Annotated in this window: 18 protein-coding genes and 1 pseudogene; 6 read left to right on the top strand and 13 right to left on the bottom strand. The window is 70.7% G+C overall.

Going from position 1 to position 20,916, the window contains the following annotated elements:
• Positions 1 to 4 precede the first annotated feature (4 nt).
• From ACYVAK_RS05425 to ssb, 3 genes are all read right to left on the bottom strand, one after another.
• Positions 5 to 763, bottom strand: coding sequence for a helix-turn-helix domain-containing protein (locus tag ACYVAK_RS05425; RefSeq protein WP_461058792.1), 759 nt, complete (start codon positions 761 to 763; stop codon positions 5 to 7).
• A gap of 2 nt (positions 764 to 765) precedes the next feature.
• Entirely contained in the window at positions 766 to 2,829 is a 2,064-nt protein-coding gene (locus ACYVAK_RS05420; RefSeq protein ID WP_461058790.1) for a dipeptidyl-peptidase 5, read from the bottom strand.
• A gap of 274 nt (positions 2,830 to 3,103) precedes the next feature.
• Complete coding sequence (ssb, locus tag ACYVAK_RS05415; RefSeq protein WP_461058788.1) at positions 3,104 to 3,658, bottom strand: single-stranded DNA-binding protein; 555 nt, start codon at positions 3,656 to 3,658, stop codon at positions 3,104 to 3,106.
• A gap of 131 nt (positions 3,659 to 3,789) precedes the next feature.
• Here ssb and ACYVAK_RS05410 point away from each other — a divergent pair, with 131 nt between their 5' ends.
• Positions 3,790 to 4,788 carry a polyprenyl synthetase family protein gene (locus tag ACYVAK_RS05410; protein WP_461058786.1) on the top strand — a complete coding sequence of 333 codons (999 nt, stop codon included), beginning with the start codon at positions 3,790 to 3,792 and terminating at the stop codon, positions 4,786 to 4,788.
• A 24-nt stretch (positions 4,789 to 4,812) separates the two neighbouring features.
• On the opposite strand, the gene ACYVAK_RS05405 is transcribed toward ACYVAK_RS05410, so the two are convergent.
• From ACYVAK_RS05405 to ACYVAK_RS05390, 4 genes are all read right to left on the bottom strand, one after another.
• The gene (locus ACYVAK_RS05405) at positions 4,813 to 5,616 is read right to left on the bottom strand and encodes a dienelactone hydrolase family protein (protein ID WP_461058784.1); all 804 of its coding nucleotides are present in this window, start codon (positions 5,614 to 5,616) and stop codon (positions 4,813 to 4,815) included.
• A 76-nt stretch (positions 5,617 to 5,692) separates the two neighbouring features.
• Positions 5,693 to 7,081, bottom strand: a complete 1,389-nt coding sequence (gene murD / locus ACYVAK_RS05400; RefSeq protein WP_461058783.1) for a UDP-N-acetylmuramoyl-L-alanine--D-glutamate ligase — start codon at positions 7,079 to 7,081, stop codon at positions 5,693 to 5,695.
• Positions 7,062 to 8,477, bottom strand: a complete 1,416-nt coding sequence (murL, locus tag ACYVAK_RS05395) for a UDP-N-acetyl-alpha-D-muramoyl-L-alanyl-L-glutamate epimerase (protein ID WP_461058781.1) — start codon at positions 8,475 to 8,477, stop codon at positions 7,062 to 7,064. The genes murD and murL overlap by 20 nt, the downstream gene beginning before the upstream one ends.
• The gene (locus ACYVAK_RS05390; protein WP_461058779.1) at positions 8,474 to 11,077 is read right to left on the bottom strand and encodes a bifunctional aspartate kinase/diaminopimelate decarboxylase; all 2,604 of its coding nucleotides are present in this window, start codon (positions 11,075 to 11,077) and stop codon (positions 8,474 to 8,476) included. Before ACYVAK_RS05390 ends, murL begins: the two co-directional genes overlap by 4 nt.
• 170 nt (positions 11,078 to 11,247) lie before the next feature.
• Here ACYVAK_RS05390 and ACYVAK_RS05385 point away from each other — a divergent pair, with 170 nt between their 5' ends.
• A complete protein-coding gene (locus ACYVAK_RS05385) occupies positions 11,248 to 12,120 on the top strand; it encodes a PhzF family phenazine biosynthesis protein (protein WP_461058777.1) in 873 nt (290 codons plus the stop codon).
• Positions 12,114 to 12,998 carry a PhzF family phenazine biosynthesis protein gene (locus ACYVAK_RS05380; protein WP_461058775.1) on the top strand — a complete coding sequence of 295 codons (885 nt, stop codon included), beginning with the start codon at positions 12,114 to 12,116 and terminating at the stop codon, positions 12,996 to 12,998. Before ACYVAK_RS05385 ends, ACYVAK_RS05380 begins: the two co-directional genes overlap by 7 nt.
• A gap of 65 nt (positions 12,999 to 13,063) precedes the next feature.
• Here the strand turns inward: ACYVAK_RS05380 and ACYVAK_RS05375 are convergent, their stop codons facing one another.
• Both ACYVAK_RS05375 and ACYVAK_RS05370 read right to left on the bottom strand, forming a co-directional pair.
• Entirely contained in the window at positions 13,064 to 13,678 is a 615-nt protein-coding gene (locus ACYVAK_RS05375; RefSeq protein ID WP_461058773.1) for a glycine zipper 2TM domain-containing protein, read from the bottom strand.
• Positions 13,679 to 13,795: 117 nt separating this feature from the next.
• Positions 13,796 to 14,500, bottom strand: a complete 705-nt coding sequence (locus tag ACYVAK_RS05370; protein WP_461058771.1) for an alpha/beta fold hydrolase — start codon at positions 14,498 to 14,500, stop codon at positions 13,796 to 13,798.
• A gap of 163 nt (positions 14,501 to 14,663) precedes the next feature.
• On the opposite strand from ACYVAK_RS05370, the gene ACYVAK_RS05365 reads away from it, so the two are divergent.
• Positions 14,664 to 16,034, top strand: coding sequence for a metal-dependent hydrolase family protein (locus ACYVAK_RS05365; RefSeq protein WP_461058769.1), 1,371 nt, complete (start codon positions 14,664 to 14,666; stop codon positions 16,032 to 16,034).
• Between the two features lie 18 nt (positions 16,035 to 16,052).
• Complete coding sequence (locus tag ACYVAK_RS05360; RefSeq protein WP_461058767.1) at positions 16,053 to 16,469, top strand: DUF2784 domain-containing protein; 417 nt, start codon at positions 16,053 to 16,055, stop codon at positions 16,467 to 16,469.
• Positions 16,470 to 16,476: 7 nt separating this feature from the next.
• Here the strand turns inward: ACYVAK_RS05360 and ACYVAK_RS05355 are convergent, their stop codons facing one another.
• From ACYVAK_RS05355 to ACYVAK_RS05340, 4 genes and pseudogenes are all read right to left on the bottom strand, one after another.
• Complete coding sequence (locus ACYVAK_RS05355) at positions 16,477 to 18,774, bottom strand: DUF5916 domain-containing protein (protein ID WP_461058765.1); 2,298 nt, start codon at positions 18,772 to 18,774, stop codon at positions 16,477 to 16,479.
• A gap of 191 nt (positions 18,775 to 18,965) precedes the next feature.
• Positions 18,966 to 19,427, bottom strand: a pseudogene (locus ACYVAK_RS05350) (SET domain-containing protein); the annotation flags it as partial.
• Positions 19,428 to 19,478: 51 nt separating this feature from the next.
• Positions 19,479 to 20,060: a DUF7010 family protein gene (locus ACYVAK_RS05345; protein ID WP_461058763.1), complete on the bottom strand. Its 582-nt coding sequence runs from the start codon at positions 20,058 to 20,060 to the stop codon at positions 19,479 to 19,481.
• The gene (locus tag ACYVAK_RS05340; RefSeq protein WP_461058761.1) at positions 20,047 to 20,211 is read right to left on the bottom strand and encodes a hypothetical protein; all 165 of its coding nucleotides are present in this window, start codon (positions 20,209 to 20,211) and stop codon (positions 20,047 to 20,049) included. The genes ACYVAK_RS05345 and ACYVAK_RS05340 overlap by 14 nt, the downstream gene beginning before the upstream one ends.
• Positions 20,212 to 20,449: 238 nt before the next feature.
• Here ACYVAK_RS05340 and ACYVAK_RS05335 point away from each other — a divergent pair, with 238 nt between their 5' ends.
• Positions 20,450 to 20,911, top strand: coding sequence for an SUF system Fe-S cluster assembly regulator (locus ACYVAK_RS05335; protein WP_461058759.1), 462 nt, complete (start codon positions 20,450 to 20,452; stop codon positions 20,909 to 20,911).
• Positions 20,912 to 20,916 lie beyond the last annotated feature (5 nt).

Raw genomic sequence — 20,916 nt, 5'->3', positions numbered from 1 at the left:
ATCCTCAACGCCGACCGGCGCAGCGCTCGCCGTCGTTTTCCTCACCGTGCGCGATGCTCGCAAGGCGCTCGGGCTCGAGCACTTCCAGCTGTCTGCCCTTCACCGAAATCACGCCCTCGTCCTGCAACTTCGACAGGCCGCGGCTGACGGTCTCGATGACGAGGCTCAGGTAACTGCCGATGTCGGAACGGCTCATCGGCAGGTGCAGCCGTGAAGGGTCGCGCCCCAGGCGCTTCTGGCGCTCGCAGAGTCCGTGCAGGAACATCGCGAGGCGCTCCTGCGCCTGCTTCCGGCCCAGCAGCTCGAGATGGTCCTGGTGACGGGCCATGCCCTCGCCCAAGGCCTTCATCATCTGCCGCTGGAATTCGAGGCGCTGCGTCGCCACCCGCTCGAGTGCCGGCAGCGGCACCTCGCACACCTGGGCGGCCTCGAGGGCGACGGCGTCGGTGCTGAAACGGCCGTCGCGCAGGCCCTCCAGGCCGATCAGTTCGCCCGGGAAATAGAACCCGATGACCTGCTCGTCGCCAGCCTCGTTGATGGCGATGGTCTTGAAGCCGCCGCTCTGGGCAACGAACACCGAGCGCATCGGCTCGCCGGCGCGGAACAGCACGGCATCCTTGCCCAACGGGCGCCGGGCCAGCACCGCGCCCGAGAGGCGTTCGATGTCCTCGATGCCGACCAGCGCGGGCTTGCACATCGGGTGCAACACGCACTCATCGCAGCTTCGCTGGCCGGCGAGGGCCTTCAGTTCGACCAGGCTCATGTCTAGCGCCCCGTGTGCTCCTGCAACCAAGCGTTCACCGCCTCATGCCACTGCACGCTGTTGTGCGGCCGCAGGATCCAGTGGTTCTCGTCAGGAAAGTAGAGCAGTTCCGACTCGATTCCGCGACGCTGCAATGCACCAAAGGTCGCCAGGCCCTGCTCGACGAGGACGCGATAATCCTTCTGGCCGTGGATGACCAGCATCGGCACGCGCCAGTTCTGCACGAAGTTCACCGGGTTGTGCTTCTCCATGGCCTCGGCGTTCTCCCACGGCACGCCGCCGTTCTCCCATTCGGTGAACCAGAGTTCTTCCGTCGAGTAGGCCATGGAACGCAGGTCGAAGACACCGGCATGGTTCACGAAGCAATCCCAGGGCTCGTTCCAGTTGCCGGCGATCCAGTTGACCATGTAGCCGCCGTAGCTGCCGCCCAGCGCACACGCACGCTCGCCGTCGAGGAAATCGTACTTCGCGAGCGCGGCGGCCCAGCCCTTCTGCAGGTCGACCAACGGCTTGCCGCCCCAGTCTTCGGAGATGGCATCGGTGAAGGCCTGGCCGTAGCCGGTGCTGCCATGGAAATCGATCATCAACACCGCGAAGCCCATGCCGGCGTAGGTCTGGGCGTTCCAGCGGTAGTGCCACTGGTTGTGGAAGCTGCCCTGCGGGCCGCCGTGGATCAGGAAAGCCACCGGAGCCTTCCTGCCGGGCTCGGCGTTCCACGGCTTGATGACGTAGCCGTGCACGGTGGCGTCATTCCAGCCCTTGAAGCTGAACTGCTCGTACTCGCCCATGCGGATGCCGCTCAAGCGCTCCGCGTTGACGTTGGTGAGGCGCCGCTCGGCGATCCGGGCGCGGATCGCGCCGAGGTAGAGGTCGGCCGGCTGGGCGATGGTGTCGCGGGTGAAGACGATGCGGTCGCCGTCGATGTCGAATGCGCCGATGTTGCCGCCCTGCACGACCTTGCGCACCGCGCCGCTGGCGAGGTTCACCTCGAACACCGGGTGCGTTCCGGTGTCGAGCGTGGCGGTGTACATCGTGCGGCCGTCGTCGCCCGGCACGAGGGTGTCGAAGCTGCGATCCCAGTCCGCGGCGATCTCGCGCGTCGCACCACTGGCGCGATCCATCGCCATCAGCCCGTAGCGGTCGGCTTCGAAGCCCGGGCGCTTCATGGCGCGCCAGAACAGGGTCTTGCCGTCGGCCGAGAAAACCGGATTGGTGTCGGTGGCGTCGTTCGCATCGGTGAGGTTCTTGGGCGCGGCGCTGCCGTCCACCGGGACCTCGAACAAGTCGAAGTTGGTCGACCACGGTTCGCTCTTGCCGGCGATACGGACGCTGAAGACCAGCGTCGACCCGTCCGGCGAGAACACGTAGTCACTCTGGTCGCCGAAAGGCTTGCCGGGCACGTCGCCGTCGATGCCCTTGGTGAGCAGGCGCGGCTCGCCTGCGGCCTTGCCGTCGGCGCCGATCGACGCGAGGAAGAGCTGCGAGCGGGTACCGTCCTTCCAGGTGTCCCAGTGGCGGACGAAAATCCGGTCGTACTGCACGCCGGTCCGCTTGTCGCTGGCGTGGACGGCGTGGCGCTCCGCAGTGCAGGCCAACGTGGCGCAGTCGGCGAACACCTCGAAGGACAGCGCCACCGCTTGGCCGTCCGGGGCAAGGCGGAAACTGCCGACGTCGAGCGGATAGTCGGTCACCTGGGTCGCGCCGCCGCCGCCAGCCGGCACGCGCCAGACCTGCATGGAGCCGGATTTCGCACTCAGGAAATAGACGAAGGCGCCGTCGGGCGCCCATGTGCCCGCCGAAGCCGGCAATTCGGCCGGCGTCAGGCGGGTTCCGCGACCGCCCGAGGCATCGGTCACCCACAGCGAGCCGACGCCGCGGTCGGCCTCCCAATTCGTCTCACGCAGTGCGTAGAGAATCCTGTCGCCGTCCGGCGAGAACTGCGGCGCCGACACGCGGTCGAGCATCACGAGGTCCTTCGCCGTGAAGCCACGGGGATTCGCCGCGGGCTCGACGGCAATGGCCGGGCCGATGAAGGCCAGCGACAGGGCGAGGGTGGTCAGGCGCATGGGCGGGTCGGCCTCCGGATCGAGAGGGTCAAGGATAACGCGAGGCCCCGAGCCTCACACGGCACCCACTCCGGACTCACGCGTCCGCGACGAGGGCAAGGCAGTCGTCCGACCAGCAACACGGCGCCGGACGCATGGCCCAGCCCCCATGCTCCCGGCGCCCACCTCGCCGCAAGAACCCAGGGCCGGAAAACGCAAAGAGGCCCGCATCGCGGGCCTCTTTCGGTTCGTCAGGACGATTCGGGCGCACAGCATCGCGGCCGGCAGCGCCTGCTCAGAACGGAATATCGTCATCCGGGAACGGATCGTTGCTCTGTGCCGGCGGCGCGCTGCCGCCGGCGCGGTTGCCGTAGCCGCCACCACCGGAGCCGCCGCCGCGCGCGCCGCCATAGCCACCGGGACTGCCGCCGCCCGCGCCACGCGCTCCGCCATAACCACCGCCCGAACGGGCCGGGCGCTCGGCGCGTTCGCCGCCGCCTTCGCCGCCCATGCCCGGGTTGCCACCGAGCATCTGCATCTCGTCGGCGATGATGTCGGTGCTGTACTTCTCGACGCCGGCCTTGTCGGTGTACTTCTCGGTGCGCAGGCGGCCCTCGATGTACACCTGGCGGCCCTTCTTCAGGTACTCGCCGGCGATTTCCGCGAGGCGGCCGAAGAACTTCACCCGGTGCCACTCGGTGCGTTCCTGCATGTTGCCGTCCTTGTCCTTCCAGCTCTCGGAGGTGGCCACGCTGATGGTCGTCAGGGCCGAGCCGCTCTGGCTGTAGCGCACTTCCGGGTCGTTGCCGAGGTTGCCAACGAGAATGACTTTGTTGATGCCGCGCGCCATGGGGTCCTCCGGCCGCTGAATGTCGAAACAGGGGGCAGAGTATGACAGCCCCCACCCACCCGGCGTCGGCCGACGGCCCCTGCGAGCGTCCGAACACGTCTTCGCCATGGCCTGCGGCCTATAATTCTGGCATGCACGCCGCCGTCGACTCCGCGCCCGCCCTGCCCTTTCCCGCCGTCCAGGCCCTGGCCGCGAGCGACATGGCCGCCGTCGACGCCCTCATCCGCCGGCGGCTGGCCTCGGACGTCGCGCTGGTCAACCAGGTGGCGGAGTACATCATCGGCGCGGGCGGCAAGCGCCTCCGACCCATGCTGACGGTGCTGGCGGCCCGCGCAGCAGGCTATCTCGGCGAGGCCCACCACCAGCTCGCCGCCGTGGTCGAGTTCATCCACACCGCCACCCTGCTGCACGACGACGTGGTCGACGAATCCGACCTGCGCCGCGGCCGGGCCACGGCCAATGCGGCTTTCGGCAACGCCGCCAGCGTGCTGGTCGGCGACTTCCTGTATTCGCGCGCCTTCCAGCTGATGGTCGAGCTGGAATCGATGACGATCCAGAAGGTGCTTGCCGACACCACCAACCGGATCGCCGAAGGCGAAGTGCTGCAGCTGCTGCACGTGCGCAATCCGGACACCGACGAGGCCGCCTACCTGCGCGTCATCGAGCGCAAGACGGCCGTGTTGTTCGCGGCGGCCACGCAGCTCGGCGGGCATCTCGCGGGCCTTGGGGCCGCCGGCGAAAAAGCCCTCTTCGACTACGGGATGGCGCTCGGCTACGCCTTCCAGATCGCCGACGACGTGCTCGACTACGCCGGCGATTCCGCGACGCTGGGCAAGAACGTCGGCGACGACCTCGCGGAAGGCAAGGCCACACTGCCGCTGATCCACGCCATGGTCCACAGCTCGCCCGAAGTGCAGGCGCGGCTCAAGCAGATCGTCCTCGACGGCGACGCCTCGGGATTCGGCGACGTCATGGCGGCCATCGAAGCCTGCGGCAGCCTCGACTACAGCCGCGCCGTCGCGCAGGACTATGCGGATGCGGCAATCACCGCGCTCGGCGCCCTGCCGGATTCCGAGGCCAAGGCCGCGCTCGCCGGACTGGCCCATTACGCCCTGCAGCGCGCCCACTGAGGCGCGCCGCGGGCCGGCCGCCGATCACTCGGCGGCGAAACGCTCGTCGAAGAAGCCGCGCATCATCGCCATCGAGCGGCGGTAGCTGGGCTCGTGGTACTTGCAGCCCGGGATGACGCTGCCGTCCTCGTCGGGCTCGGCGAAGCAGTGCACGGCGCCGCCGAAGTTGACGAACTGCCAGTCGGCACCCGCCTCGCGCATCTCTTTCTCGAAGCCGGCGATCTCCTCGGCCGGCACGAAAGCGTCGTCCGCGCCATTCATGACCAGCAGCGGCGTCTTCACCGCGCCGGCCGTCGCCGGGGCGCTGGTGCTGAGCGCTCCATGGAAGCTGGCCACGCCGGCGAGCTCCGCACCGCTGCGCGCCAGCTCGATCACGGTCGCGCCGCCGAAACAGAACCCGATGGCGCCGATGTCGTCCTTGGCCAGCGGCGCGCCCTCGGTGGCGCGCAAGGTGGCCAACGCGGTGTTGATGCGCTCGCGCATCTGCGCGCGGTCGGCGTACACGGCCCCTGCGGCCTGGCCGGCCTCCTGCGGATTGGCCGGGCGAACGCCGCGGCCGTACATGTCGACCAGGAGGATCACATAGTCGTCGCCGGCGATCGTCTTCGCCTTCTCCACGGCCGACTCGGTGACGCCGTACCAGTTCGGCACCATCAGCAGGCCTGGGCGCGGCGTGGCGTTGGCGTCGTCATAGACGAGGACGCCGTCGAACGTGGTGTCGCCGACGGTCCAGCTCACGGGCTTCGTGGTCGGCGCGGCGGAGGCGATCGAGGCGAAGGCGGCCGCCGAGGCGACGGCGAGGGCGGCAAGACGCGGGGCAAGGCGCATGACGGGGCTCCAAGGGAAGACGGCGCGAGTGTAGGCCGATGCACCGGCCGCGTCGTGACCACGGCGTGGTCGCCGCTCAGCGTACCCCGAGCCCCGGGATCGCGCTGATCTGCGTACCGTCGAAGCCCGCGGCCTGCGCGAAGTGCTTGCCGCGCTCGGCGTAGTCGCGGTAACGCGGGAAGCTCGGCGCTCCCGGCGAGAGCAGGATCGTGCCCTTGGTGCCCAGCGCCTCCTGCGCGAAGCGCACGGCCTCTTCCATCGAGGTGGATTCGCGCAGCACGAACTTCGTCGCCGTGGCGATGGCCTTCAGGCGCTCGAAGATCGCGGGGCCGTTCTGGCCCATGGTGATGATGGCACCCGGGGCATCGGCGGCGACGCGTTCGGCGAACACGCCCCAGTCCAACCCACGGTCGTAGCCGCCCACGAGGATCGCGGTGCCCTTGCCGGGGTACCAGTCGAGGGCCGCGATCGAGGCCATCGGCGTCGTGCTGATCGAATCGTTGACGTAGACGAGGCCGTCCTTCTCGGCGATGCGCTGCAAGCGGTGCGGCAGGGGCTGGAACTCGGCGACGCGCTCCGCCAGAGGCACCGGATCGATGCCCAGCGCCTCGACGGCGGCCATGGCGGCACAGAGGTTCACCCAGTTGTGGCGGCCCGGCAACGGCAGGAACTTCACGTCGATCACGGCCCGGCCACCGCGCATGATCCAGCGGTCACGCACGTGCCAGCCGTCGTCGGTGTTGAACCACTGCACGCGCTGGCCCCGCGCGGCCAGCGCCGTGCCGACGTCGCGCAGCCGCGCATCGGCGGCGTTGAGCAGGGCGATGCCGGGTTGCGCTTCCGTCACGAGCTTCAACTTGTCGGCGAAATAGCGGGCCTCGGACCCGTGCCAGTCGAGGTGTTCGGGGAACAGGTTGAGCACCACCGCGACGGCCGGGCGCCGCGCGTCGCCGGTCTGGTAGCTGGACAGCTCGATGGCCCAGGCGTCCGGCGGCGGCTGCACGTCGAGGAGCTCCAGCAGCGGCAGCCCGATGTTGCCGGCCAGCGCGGTGCGCTCGCCGGCGGCGCGCAGCAGGAAGGCGACCAGGGCCGTGACCGTGCTCTTGCCCTTGGTGCCGGTGACGCAGACGGTGTGCGCACCGGCGTTCTCCGCGAACCAGATCGCCGTGCCGCTGGTGAAGCGGACCCCGTTGAGCTCGGCATCGATCTTGGGCGACGCGTACGCGCTGATGCCCGGCGACTTGATCACGACGTCGAAGGCCGACAGTTCGGCCGCACCGACGTCGGTGCGGATCACCAGGGTCGGGTCTTCCTGCGCCTCGAGCTCGGCGACCTCGTCGTCCTTGCAGAAGACCGTCAGCGGCCGGCCCGGCAGGCGCCAGCGCAGCGCCGCGAGCGCGGCACGGCCCTCGCGGCCGTAGCCCCAGATCGCGCCCCTCTTGCCATCAAGCTCCGAAATGCGCACCGAGCGCCTCCATCCTCGCCTTCCCCAGACCGTGCTCGCCCTGCGGGCCGAGCAGCGGTTCGAGGCGCAGGGTAGCCGGATCGAGGACCGGCTGCTGCGACGCGGCGAAGCGGGCGACGAGGGCATCCTCGCGCCAGGCCGGGCTGGCGGCGAGCGCGGCCATCGCCGCGCGCGATTCGCGCCCCTCGCCCACGCATTCGAAGGGCTTGTGGCCGTCGATCTCGAGCAGGGCGTCGTACTCGACGGCCAGCGAGGCGTCGTCGAGCAGGTTGCGGCCGAAGATGCCGAGCAGGCGCGGCTTCGGCATGAACGGCGCCAGCGCCAGGAAGACGAAATGGCACTTCGGGCAGGCGCCGCACCAGCGCTGCGTGGGCTTCTCGCCCAGCAAATGGAAGTTGCGGTTGCAGCTGGAAAAATGCGCGTCGTAGCGCTCGAGCCGCGCGAACTGCCGCGCCACGGCCAGCTCGGAGAACGGCCGCAGCAGCGAGACGTAGTCGAAGTCCGCCGCCACCTGGGCGCGGACGATCGCGGCGAAATCACGCTCGAAGGCCCAGCCCTTCGACCACTGGTGGTTCACCTCGCCGGTGCCGGGGATCAGGCTGCCGTAGCTCGCCGAGTGCTCGTTGGAGAACACCACGCTGCCGTGGCCGGTGAGCAGGGCGGCGAGCACGAGGATCGCCGAGTTCACCGCCGTCACCGGGATGTGGCCGTTCAACGCGCCTTCGCGGTTGAAGGCGAACAGCTCCGGCGCCAGCGCGCGGGTGATATTGAGCGTGGGCAGGCCGGTGCGCTCGGCGCAGGCCCGGATCAGCGGCGAGCTGCCGATCCAGGTCACGGTCGGCGACGCCCCGAGGGCGCGCAGGGCTTCGATGGAGACCAGCGAGTCCTTGCCGCCGCCGATGGCGACCAGCGCGCGGCGACCGAAGGCGCCGGGCGCCTCGAGCCCCAGCGCGGGCGCGACGGGCCGCGCCGCGCCGCCCGCCGGCCACTGCAGGTGGCCGCGCAGGTCGAGGCCGTTGCGGTAGGCGAATTCACCGAGGCCGTTCTCGTAGACGCTGGCGATGAAAGTCGCCGTGGACGCATCGAGCGGGCCGTCGGCGCATTCGACCACCGAAGGCGCCGCGGCTTTGTAGTAGCTGACGCCGGCGACGAGGTGCAGCAGGCGCAGCGCGGCGTCGACCGCCGCCGCTTTGGCTGCGTCGAAATCCGCCGAACCGGGCTGCACCGCGGTGAACGGAGCGCCGGGCACGGTGATGCGCTCGACCAGTTCGGCGCTGGCCGTGCCGTCGTGGTTGACGAAGGCGTAGCCGAGCGCGATCTCGCCCGTGGCCGCGTCAAAGCGTTTCGAGGTGAAATGGAAGGCGCGGATGGCCGCGCGATCGAAGGTCCAGCTCATTCCAGGATCTCCTCGCCGGGCAGCGCGCGCAGGTTGTAGCGGCTGGCCATCACCATGCCGTAGGCGCCGGCGTCGGCGACCAGCACCACGTCGCCCTCGGCGGTGGCGTCCGGCAGGCGGCGGCGGCGGCCGAGCACGTCGCCGGTTTCGCAGATGGGGCCGACGACCTCGGCGGGCTCGCCGGGCGGGTCCTCGAGCCGCGTGAGGTTCACGATGCCGTGCCAGGCGTTGTAGAGCGCCGGGCGCAGGAGCGCGTTCATGCCGGCATCCAAGCCCACGCGACGCACGCCCTGCTTGTGCATGGTCGAGGTGACGCGGGTGAGCAGCACGCCGGCCTCGGCGACGAGAAAACGGCCAGGCTCGATCCACAGCGCGTACTGCGGGAACACCGCCTTCATCTCGGCCAGCATCGCGCCGAAAGCCGCGAGGTCGAAGGGCTCGCTCTCGGGCTGGTAGGGGATGCCGATGCCGCCACCGACGTCGATGCGTTCGACGGTGCCGATGGCGTCGGCCACCGAGGCCAGCCGCGCATACACCTCGCGCCAGTGGTTGGCGTCGAAGATGCCGCTGCCGATGTGCGCATGCAGGCCACTGATGCGAGCACCGAGCGCCTTGGCGGCGACGGCGGCGGCCGGCGCCTCGTCCAGCGGCAGGCCGAACTTCGCCTCCTTGCCGCCGGTCTTCACCTTGTCGTGGTGGCCCGAGCCGAAGCCCGGATCGACGCGGAGGGTGAACTCGCGGCCGCGGAACACCTCCGGCCACTCGGCCAGCAGCGCGGCGTTGTCGAGCGTCACGTGCACGCCGAGGGCGAACGCCTTCTCGAACTCGACGCGCGGCGCGAAGCTCGGCGTGAACAGCACGCGCCTGGGATCAAGCCCGGGCAGGGTCGCCACCACGTGTTCCACCTCGGCCAGCGACACGCACTCGAAGCCGAGGCCCTCGGCCTCCAGCGCCTTGAGGATGGCCGGGTGCGGGTTGGCCTTGAGCGCGTAGTGCGCGCGATCGACCGCTGCCAAGGCCTTCAGCTGCCGGGCGCGCTCGCGCACGGTCGGCAGGTGGTAGGCGTAGGCCGGCGCGGCGCGCTCCGCGATCGCGATCAACCGGGTACGGTCGGCCTGCCACCACGTCGCGCGGGGCGGGCGCGGCGAACCCAGCTCGCGCCAGCTCGGGCCGAACACCGCCGTCTCGTCGACCGGCATCGCGTTGGAGGCGATCAGCAGGCCGTGCAGCGTCGGCAGCAGGCCCTCGGCCAGCGCCTCGTCGACAACGAAGGTGAGGTTCAGGTCGTTGGAGCTCTGCGAGATCAGGTGCACGCGCTCGCGGCCGAAGGTGGCCAGCACCTCGGTGAGCCGGTGCAGGCGCGAGCGCATCCCGCGGCCCACCAGCGTGATCGACGCGCAGGGCGCGATCACCTTCACCCGGCAGAAGCGCTCGAGGTCGCGGCACAGCGCTTCCAGCACGTTGCTGCTGACCAGGTTGTCGCTCGGGTCGAGCGAGACCGTGACGTTGGTCTCCGACGAGCCGATCAGGTCGACCGACAGGCCGTGCGCCTTGAAGCAGCCGAAGACTTCCGCGAGGAAACCCACCTGCTGCCACATGCCGATGGTCTCCATCGACACCAGCACGATGCCGCGCCGCGCGCTGATCGCCTTGACGCCCGCCACCGTCGCCGCCTGCCCGTCGATGACGGTCCCGGCGAGGTCGGGGTTCTCGGTGTCGCGGATCCACATCGGCACGCCGGCCTCGCGGCAGGGCGTCAGGCAGCGCGGGTGGAGCACCTTGGCGCCGGTGGTCGCGATCTCCTGCGCCTCGGCGAAGTCCAGCCGCGAGAGCAGGCGCGCGTCGGGCACCTGCCGCGGGTTGGCGCTGAACATGCCGGGCACGTCGGTCCAGATCTCGACGCGGCGCGCCTTCAGCAGGGCGCCGAAGTACGCGGCCGAGGTGTCGGAGCCGCCGCGGCCGAGGATCGCGGTGCCGCCATCGCGGTGGCGGGCGATGAAGCCTTGCGTGATCGCGAAGCGCTCGGGTTTGGCCACCAGCCGCTCCCGCGCCACCGGGTCCATGAAGTCGCAGGACACCGAGAGCCGCTGCGCCCACGCGCTGGCGTTGGGCTGCTCGATGGCGCGCATCGAATCGCGCGCGTCCCACCATTCCAGCGCCATGCCCTGCGTGCGCAGGTAAGCCACGCCCAGCGTCGAACTCAGCAACTCGCCCTGGGCCAGCACCTCGGCCTGCCACGCCAAGTCGGCCGACGCCGCGCGCGGATCGGCCGCCAGCGCGCGCAGGGCGGCGAAACGCGCGCCCAGCACGGCCTCGACATCGATGCCGAGCTCGGTGGCAAAGGCGGCATGGCGCTCGACGAGGGCCTCGGCCTGGGCATGAAGGCCGGGCATGTCCTGATGCCCATCGATCATGGCCTGCAGCGCATTCGTCACGCCCGAGAGGGCCGACACCACCACCAGCACGCGCGCGCCCTCCTCGTCGGCGCGGCGGCGCATCAGTTTCCCGATCGTGTCCCAGCGCGATTTTTTCGACACGCTGGTGCCCCCGAACTTCAGGACGATCCAGTCATTGGCGAGCGCGGGGACGGGGCGATTCATCGGGGTTGGCACCTCACAAGGCCGTGGGTTCGGGGGAAGCAGCGGAAAAGGAATGCCGCCCGGAAGGGCGGCACCGCAAGGATACCGTGGCCTCGCCGCAGACGCCGAGGGGAGCCGCCGATCCAGCGCGCGGCTTGTGGCCACGCGCGGGCAGCGGGGACACTGTGCGCATGACGAACCGCGACTTCATGCAACTCGACGTCTTCGCCGACCAGCCGGGCCGGGGCAACCCCTTGGGCGTGGTGTTCGGCGCGGACGATCTCGACACCGCCGCCATGCAGGCCCTCGCCGCCTGGCTCAACCTCTCCGAGACCACCTTCGTGCTCCCCGCAACGCAGGCTGGGGCCGACTACCGCCTGCGCATCTTCACGCCGCGGCAAGAGCTGCCCTTCGCCGGGCATCCGAGCGTCGGCACGGCGCACGCGGTCGTCGCGCGCGGCTTCGCCACGCCGAAGCCCGCAGCCGAGGGCGACACGCTCGTACAGGAATGCGCGGCCGGCCTGCTGCCCTTGCGCCTCACCGGCGATGGCGCGGCGCGCGTGATCCACGTGCGTGCGCCGCGCGGCGTCGAGCGCGCGGGGGACGCGGGCGCGGTCTTGGCCAGCCTCCAGGGCGCACCGCGCGGCGCGGTGCGGCCCGCCCTGATCGACAACGGCCCGCGCTGGTGGTGCATCGAACTGGCCGACGAGGCCGCCGTGCGCCGTCTCGCGCCGGACCTCGAGGCGATGGCCGCGGCCAACCGGGCGGACGGCAGCGTCGGCGTGGCGGTGTACGCGCGCTGCAGCGGGCCGGATTACGCCCTCGTCGTCCGCGCCTTCGTGCCGGCCGACGGCATTCCGGAAGACCCGGTCACCGGCAGCGCCAATGCCGCCATCGCCGCGTGGCTTCACGCGAACATCGCGCTCCCGGCATCGCGCTTCCGCAGCTCGCAGGGCCGCGAAGTGGGCCGCGATGGCGTGGTCGAGATCGAGATCGACGCCGACGGCGAGGTCTGGATCGGTGGCCTGACGCAGACGGTCATCGAGGGGGCGCTGGCATGGTGACGCGGCGCTTCATGCATCTCGACGTGTTCGCGCCGCGGGCTGGCGCCGGCAATCCGCTGGCCGTCGTCCTCGACGCCGAGGGCCTCGACACGGACGCCATGCAGCGCATCGCCGCGTGGACGAACGTCATCGAGACCACCTTCGTGCTGCCGCCCACCACGCCCGAGGCCAGCTACCGGGTGCGCATCTTCACGCCGCGCCGCGAACTGGCCTTCGCCGGACACCCCAGCGTCGGCACCGCGCATGCGGTGCTGGCTGCCGGCCTCGCCACGCCGCGTGGGGCCGCCGACGGCACGCGCCTGCTGGTGCAGGAATGCGGTGCCGGCCTCTTGCCGGTGCGCGTGGAAGGCGATGGGCCGACGCAGGCCCTGTTCGTGCAGGCGCCGGCCACGCAGGTGCTGGCGCGCCGCAAGGGCGACGATGCCGACCTGAGGACCCTGCTGGGCGATCGCCTCGCCGCCGCCGGCGCCGCGCTGATCGACAGCGGCCGCCGCTGGTGGGCCGCCGAGCTGGTGGACGAAGCCGCGGTGCGCGGCTGGGCGCCGGATTTCGACGGCATCGCCGCCCTCGCCTCGCCCGACGAGGCCATGGGCCTCGCGGTGTTCGCGCGCTGCCACGGCACCGACTACGGCCTCGTCGTGCGCGCGCTGATGCCCTTCCACGGCCACTACGAGGATCCAGCCTCAGGCGCGGCGAACGCCGCGCTGGCCGGCTATCTGCATGCCACCGGGCAAGCCCGCGAGCTCGGCGACCGCTACGTCGTCAGCCAAGGCCGTGAAGTCGGCCGCGACGCGCGGTTGTCGCTGGTCCGCGAAGGCGGACGCATCTGGGTGGGAGGTGCCACGCAGGCCGTGGTCGTCGGCGCGCTGCGCTGGTGAACCGGAACGCCCCGCGCGAGGCGGGGCGTCGAGAGGGGCGGAGGATCGGGGCAGGATGCCGGCGATCAGATCTCGGGCACCACGTCCACGCGGACGCGGATGGTGTCGCCCGGGTGATACGGCGTCTCGGTGCTGTAGACGAGGCCGTTGTAATCGTAGGCGACGCGATAGCCGACCACTCGGTCCTCCGCCCGGCCGTCGGCGATCGTCTCGCAGCGCTGTTCATAGCGCACGGTCTCGCGCACTACGTCACGGCCATAGCCATTGTCGTAGCGCTGGCGGCTGCGGTCGTTGGCGATGGCCCCGCCGAGCAGCGCGCCAGCCACGGTCGCCGCTCGGCGGCCGTCGCCGTCGCCGAACTGGCGACCAACGGCGGCGCCGACGATGCCGCCCAGCACGGTGCTCGTGGCCGACCCCGGGCCGGCCTGGCGGGCGTAGCGGTGATCGTCGTTGTAACCGCGTCCGCGGCTGAGATAGCGCACCGGCTCCTGCCAGCATTGCTGCCGATAGCGCGGCTCGCCCGGGGCGAGGATCGGATCGACGTTCACCACGCGGGCAGTGTCCCAACGCGGGCCGCTCTCACCGCGAATCCCGCCGTCGCGGCGACTGTCGTAGTACTGCGCCGAAGCCGTGCCGGCGACGAGAGCAAGGGCGGCTACAAGGGCGTTGCGGCGGATCATCGGGTTCTCTCCGGGCCGCGGGATTGCGGCGCATCGAGAGACTCCGGCCGCACGGGTCAATGCAGGCTTAATCGGACGGATCGGCGAGGCGGCGTTCAGCCTGTGGCCAGCCCACGTTCAAGACGCCGACAGCGAAGACGCCAACCACGCGACAGCGACGCCTGCCGCCGCGGCGGCAGACCGGCCCATGACGGGCGCCACATGCCCGCCCGGCAGGCGGCACAGGCTCGCGCCGATTCCGCGGGCATAAGCTTCGGAGACCATCGGCGGGACGTCGTCGTCCTCATCGCTGGCGATGACGAGCACAGGAATCCCGGTGCTGCGCACCGCGACGCCAGCACGCGCTTCTCGCAGGACCGCGGCGCTCTCGTCACGCCAATGCCGGAAGGCGAGATGCTGGTCGGCGAACCCCGCGCCAGCCAACGCCCTCTGCGTGCTTGCGAAGCGCCCCATGGAGCGCCAAGGCACGACCGCACCGCCGGCATCCAAAGACGGCAGTGCGTCGGCCCACGGGGCAGGCGGCATCGGGTTCACCAGCACGAGCGCGCGCGGGCGGATCACCTCGGGGACCCGCGCTGCGGCGGCAGCGGCGACCAACCCGCCGAGACTGGCACCGATGAGGGCCGTCGCCGGGGTCGTCTCCAGCCAGCGCGCGGCTTCGTCAACGTAGTCCTGCAGCCGGGTGTCCGCGAGCCCGCCGGGCGCCGGAGTGAAGTCCGGCGCATCAACCCGCCAACCCTCGGCGTCGAACACCCGACGCCAGACCGCCCACTGTCCGCCCCAAGCCCCCGCACCATGCAGGAGCAGCGCACGCGGGCTCATCCCGGCGCCCCTGTCGATGGCCGCGCCGGGCGGACGAACGTGGTGTATCGCCGGGTGGGCATGCCGGGGGCGTCGTGCGGTGGCGAGGGGCCTCGCAGTCTACGGGCCCACGGACGGTCAGCGGCTATGCTGGGGCCCATCGTCCGACTCCACGAGGTTTTCCATGCGCTGCCGGCATCGATCGACGCTCTTCCTGGCCTGCCTGCTGTCCGCCGGCGTGTTCGCCCAGACCGCCCCCTCACCGGCGCAGGACGTCGTCATCGTCCGGGCCGAGCGCGTGCTCGCCGACCCGGCCACCGGCCGCGTGGCGCCGGCCACCGTGGTGATCCGCGGCGACCGCATCGAGGCGGTGCTGCGCGGCGCGGATGCCGAGGTGGCCACGCCCGAAGGCCAGGGCCGCGTCCGCGAGTTCCGCTTCGAAGGCACGTCGCACACCGTGCTGCCCGGCCTGATCGACAGCCACGTACACCTTACCGGCAATCCCGCCGAGCCCTTCTGGCAGGCCGTCGTCGAAACCGACGAGCGCGCCGCGATCACCGGCGTTCGGAATGCCCTGCGCACGGTGCAGGCGGGCTTCACGACCGTGCGCGACCTTGGCGCGCCGGGACATGCCGGCTACGCGCTGCGCGACGCGATCCGCGAAGGGGACGTGCCCGGCCCGCGCATCCTCTCGGCCGGCCGGATGGTCTCGATCATCGGCGGCCACGGCGATCTCACCGGCTTCCGTCCCGAAGTGACGCGCGCGATGGACGCCGGCAACACCTGCACCGGCCCGGAGCAATGCGCCGAGGTCGTGCGCACGCTGTCGCGGGCCGGGGCCGACGTCATCAAGTTCGCGGCGACCGGCGGCGTGCTCTCGCAGCAGAACCGCGGCCTCGGCCAGCACTTCACCGACGCCGAGATGAAGGCCATCGTCGATACCGCGCACCAGCTCGGGCTGAAGGTGGCTTCGCACGCGCACGGCGCCGAGGGCGTGGCCGCCGCGGCGCGCGCGGGCGTCGATTCGATCGAGCACGGCACCTACGTGGACGAGGCCGGCATCCGCGCGATGAAGGCCAACGGCACGACCCTGGTGCCGACGCTGTCGCCGACCATCGCCTACCGCGAGAACCTGCCGAAGGGCCTGTACACCGCCGTCGTCGCGGCGAAGATCCGCATCCGCCTCGACGCCACCGGCAAGAACATCGCCGCCGCGCGCCAGGCCGGCCTGCCCATCGCCTACGGCACCGACTCCGGCGTTTCCGAGCACGGCCGCAATGCCGAGGAGATGCCGCTGATGCAGCAGTACGGCGGCATGAGCCCGCAGGAGGTCGTCGTCTCGGCCACGCGCACCGCGGCGCAACTGCTCGGCCTCGAAACGGAGGTGGGTCAGCTGGCGCCGGGCTTCTCGGGCGACGTGGTCGTGGTCGAAGGCGACCCGCTCGCCGACCTCGCCGCCCTGCAACGTGACCGCATCCGCCTCGTGGTGGCGGCGGGCCGCGTGGTGCCGATGCCGGAGAAGGCCGTCGACCACGCCGTGGCCACCGCGCGCTGAGTTCCGGCGGGACCCGCGATGGCCCAGGCGTTCAGCCCAACCACGGCGCTGGCCCTGGCCGACGCCATCCTCACGCTGCACCTCGCCGTCGTCGCCTTCAACGTCGCAATGCCGCCGGCGATCCTCGCCGGCGCGTGGCGCGGCTGGCGCTGGGTGCGGCATCGCGGGCTTCGCCTGCTGCACCTCGGCGGCATGGGCGTGGTCGCCCTGCAAGCCGCGCTCGGCGACCTGTGTTTCCTCACGGTGTGGGAGGCCGAGCTGCGTCGCGCGGCGGGACAGCAGGGCAGCGGCGGCAGCTTCGTGGAAACCCTGCTCGCCGAGGCGCTCTACGTCGACGTGCCGCTGGCGGTGCTGATCCCGGTCTACCTCGGCTGGGCCGGGCTGTCGCTGGCGCTGTGGTGGCTCGTGCCGCCGGGACGGCACAGCCGGCGCTGACGCCGGCTCAGATCGTGAAGCGGTAGCTGAGCTTCACCAGCAGTTGTTCCGAATCGCGCAGGTCGAAGGCGCTGCCGAACTCGTCGCCGAGGCGGAAGCCGTCGCGCGATTCCTGGAACAGCGAACCGCCGCGCACGTAGGCCACGTAGAGGTCGGAGAGTGGCGCGATCTGGTAGCGGTAACGCACCTGGAAGCCAAGGTTGCGCAGGGCGAAGTCGTCAAGCGGTTCACTGGTGCGGCTCGCCACGCCATCGGGCCCCACGCGCCACAAGGCGCGGGCCTCGGCATCGAGGCCGATCGCTTCGAGGCGCACACGCAGCTCCTGCTTGGCGTCGATCTGCCAGGTGGTGCCGGCGGAGAGGAAGGCCTGCCGGCCGGCGAACTGGCCCAGCGCGTTGCCACCGCGCCAGATCACCCAGTCCGGGTTGTCGACGAGCTGCAAGCTGGCGGTGAAGCGCAGGCGGTCGTTGGCGTGGTAGGTCGTCTCGCCGAACGCGTCCACCAGCAGGTTGCCGCGCCCGTCGAATCCTTCGTTCGCACTGCGGAGCTCGCCGTAGTACTCGAAGCGCCCCCCGGGCGCCCGCGCCCAGTAGCGCTCCGCGTAGAGGCCGATGCGCGCCGGCAGGCGGACATGGCCATTGCCACGCAGCACCAGATCGTCGTTGAGCGGGCCGGTGACGTACACGTCCCAGAGTCGGTTCCCGCCGTCGCGGTATTCGCTGTACCGGTTGATCGCCACGGTGTCGAACAGGCGGAGTCCCCGGTCGTTGTAGCGACTGGAGGCGGCGTAGCGCGTCTGGTGCGACGCGAATCGGCTGGCATCCGGAAGGTCGGCCTCGCGCTTCGCGAGCTCGTAGCGCGCGTAGTTGAAATTGTTGCGCTCGAGGAAGCCGAAGTCGTTGAGCTGCAGGTTCTTACCGAGGTGCAGTGCGTACAGCTGATGGCGCCAGCCCTGCCCGAGCTCGTGGTCGATGCGCAGCTGGCCGCCGCTGTCGCGGCCGCCGCGGGTGGGATCCTCGATATCGGAGGCGGCGAGCCCACCGCGGACCGTCAAGCCATCGTGCGGCGTCCAGACCTGGTCGAACGAGGCCACGCGCGCCACGCGGTCGAGGAAGGGCCGCTTCACTTCGGTGAGCATGGCGCCGCTGGTCCAGCCGTCGCCGGCCGTGCTCGCGCGCGCCGCGACGAAATCGCGCCCGGCCGGGCCGTCCTCGGTCGCCGCGAACAGGCCGTAGCCGATGCGTCCGGCGCTGCCGTTGAGCTTCACCGCGCCCGTGACGTCGCCCGCACCCGAGCCGTCGTCCGCGCCGGCGCCGACGCGACGGGTGTACAGCAGCCGGTTGGCATTGCCCAGCCCGCCGAAGCCGACGTCGAAATAGGCCTGGTTCTCGGTGAAGAACGGCCGCTTGTCGTTGAAGAACACCTCGGTCGCGCCGAAGTTCACCACCAGCTCGTCGCTCTCGACCTGGCCGAAATCGGGATTCAAGGTGGCCGAGAGCTGGAAGCGGCCGTTCGGCTTCCAGAACAGGTCGGCGCCGGCGGCGCTGCGGAAGCGGCCGTCCACCTGGTCCTGCAGGCCGGAAACGTACGGGGTGATGGCCAGCAGCGACTGCTCGAAGGCCGGCAGCTCGATCTTCTCCAGCACAGAAAGGAAGCGCGGCTCGTTCCAGCTCACCGTCGGCCAGCCGTAGCGGGCGTTGCTGTGGCCGATCACGCGATCCAGCGAAAGCCCGATCGTGCGCTGGCCGTCGCGAGCCTGCGCCATCGGCGCGACGTGCCACGGGATCAGCACCTCCGCCGACCAGCCTTCGGCGTCCTCCAACGTGGCCCGCTGCCAGTCGCCGTCCCAGTCGTCGTTGAACTGGTTCTCGTTGGCGATGGTGGTGTCGCCGATGTCGCCGGCCATCGTCACCACGAAGTTGTAGCCGCTGCGGCCGTCGCCATCGAAATCGACATAGACGTTGACGCGATCCGCGGGAGGCACGTTGTCGCGGCCGCCGCGCGGGGAAACGCGCGGCACCCCGGCCGGCTGGTGGTTGCGGAACGCGACGGCCAAGCCCTCGGGCGTGGCCTTCACCCAAGCCTCGGTGGCGAAGGTGGCCGGCTCGCGGGTGAGCGGCTGTACGCCGCGGAAGTCGGTGATGTGGCGGGCGTCGGCCCACTCCGAGGCATCGACGCGGCCGTCGAGCGTGATCGATGTCCGCGCCTCGATGCCGGTTGCCCCCAAGGCAGCCAGCAAGGCCATCGCGAGCGGCGCCCGCGATCGGCGGACAAAGGACGGCGCGTGCGTCGGAACTCGGCCCATCGCGGCCTCTCCGTGGATCGGGGCCGCGAGCGTGCATGCACCGCGGGGCGCACGCCTCACCCGGAAGTCACCCTGCCCGGGGCAGGGTCAGCCACGATTCACTTCCCGGCCGCGGCCTTCTTCGACCGCTTGGCCGGTGCCGGCTTCGACGGCTCGACCTTCTTGCGTGGCTTCTTCGGCTTCGGCTCGTCCTTGGGCTGCAGCATGGTGCCGGTGCACCTGGCCGAGCCGCAGCGGCATTCCCAGAGCTTCTTCAAGGCCGGCGTGTAGGGCTCGTCGAGCACGATGCCGTAGTTGTAGCTCAGCTCCTCGCCCGCGGCGATGTCGCGCAGGGCGTGGATGTAGACCTTGTCCTTGTGCTTCTTGCCCTTGGCGTTCTCTTCCTGCACCGCCTCGCAGTTCGGGGCGCAGCTGTGGTTGATCCAGCGGGCGACGTTGCCATCGCGGTTCGCATCGATCACGAACTCGTCGTTGAGGCTGAAGAGGAAGGTGTGGCCGGTCTCGTCGTGCCCGGCGTACTCGGCATCGACGTCGGCATGGCGGCGCACCTCGCCCTTGTAGCGCACCACGCGCTCGCCCTTGGCGATGGCATCGGTGGCGAACACGCCATTGCCGTGGATGGACGACTGGCGGCGTTCGATTTTCTTTGGCATGGGCTGGTACGTCGGGACGGGTGGGTGTCCATTCTCACCCGCACGGGTCGCTCAGCGCACCTGCGATGCACGCCAGCGTCGTTCCTGCACCACCATCACCGCCAGATAGAGCACGACCACGGCCGCCGGGATCGCCACGTAGCGATGCTCGGGCAGCGCGTAGTGCAGCGACAGAACGGCGACCACGCGGGTCGCCGCATGGGCATAGCCGATCCAGTGGCCGATGATCCAGCTGTAGACCATCCACATCGACACGCTGAGCACCGCCACGCCGAGCGGCATGGCCGACGGATCGGCGATGCCGAAGGGGATCGCGATGGCATACGCCAGCAGCGCCTGCGCCATGCCGACAAAGAACAGGCCGAGGAACACGTTCTTCGGCTTGGTCTTGTCGAGGAAGTCCTCGCCGGTGAGCTTGGAGAGGCCCATCCCGATGTAGGCGATCATGCCGGTGGCGACGACCAGGACCAGCAGCAGGGTCGATTCGGGCAGGAACAGCCCGGAAATCCCCACCACGGCCCACGCGATCGTGCCGGCCAGGGGCATCGCCAGGCCGCGCTGGGCCGCGAACTCCGCCCGCTGGACCTCCAGCGGGCGCTCGGTTCCGTCTCGAACGGCATCAGAAGAGGACATGGCGCACCCAGCGGAAGCCACCGGTCCAATACGCCACCCAGGCGAAGCCGAAGCCGGCCCAGGCGAAGCCCTTGGCGGCCTTGATGGCCTTGCCCGCCACGTAGGCGGCACCGGCGATCAGGGCGATGCGGGTCAGATCACGGGAATCCACGGTCTCTCTCCTCTCTCCGCCCCCACCGTGGGGGCGTACGGACAGTCTCCCCGGCGCCCATCCCGCGCCCCATCCACGCCCGTCAGGAGTTGCAGGTGACGGCTGTCATGCCGCAACCGCGCCCCCATGAACAGCCTCACGCACTGTCGATTGAGCCGGCCAAAGCCAATCCGTACAATTCCGGTCCTGATTCATCGCCCGCGCCGGCCTGCCCGGTCGCCAGCCCTTCGAGCCGCCCATGCTCCGCGTCACCAAACTCACCGATTACGCGACCGTCGTGCTGACCGTGCTGGCCTTCGATGCCGAGCGCGTGCACAGCGCGGCCGAGTTGGCGGAACGCTCGCGGGTGGAAACCGCGACAGTGGCCAAGGTGCTGAAACTGCTCGCGCAAGCCGGCCTGGTCGAGAGCTTCCGCGGTGCCGCCGGTGGCTACCGGCTGGCCCGGCCGGCGGCACAGATCCGCCTCGCCGACATCGTCGAAGCCTTGGAAGGGCCGCTGGGCATGACGGCGTGCAGCGTCCACGACGGCGACTGCGGCATCGAATCGCACTGCGGCATCCGCGCCGGCTGGCAGCGCATCAACGATGTCCTGCTCGACGCCCTGACCCGCACCACCCTCGCCGACATGCTGGCCCCCGCGCCGACGCCGGCCCCGAAGCACCCCAAAGCCATCCCGGCCGCCCTCGTCCCGTCGACCTGAGCCGC

The sequence above is a fragment of the Silanimonas algicola genome, from assembly GCF_054777375.1.
This window is presented reverse-complemented; position numbering and strand designations above follow the sequence as displayed.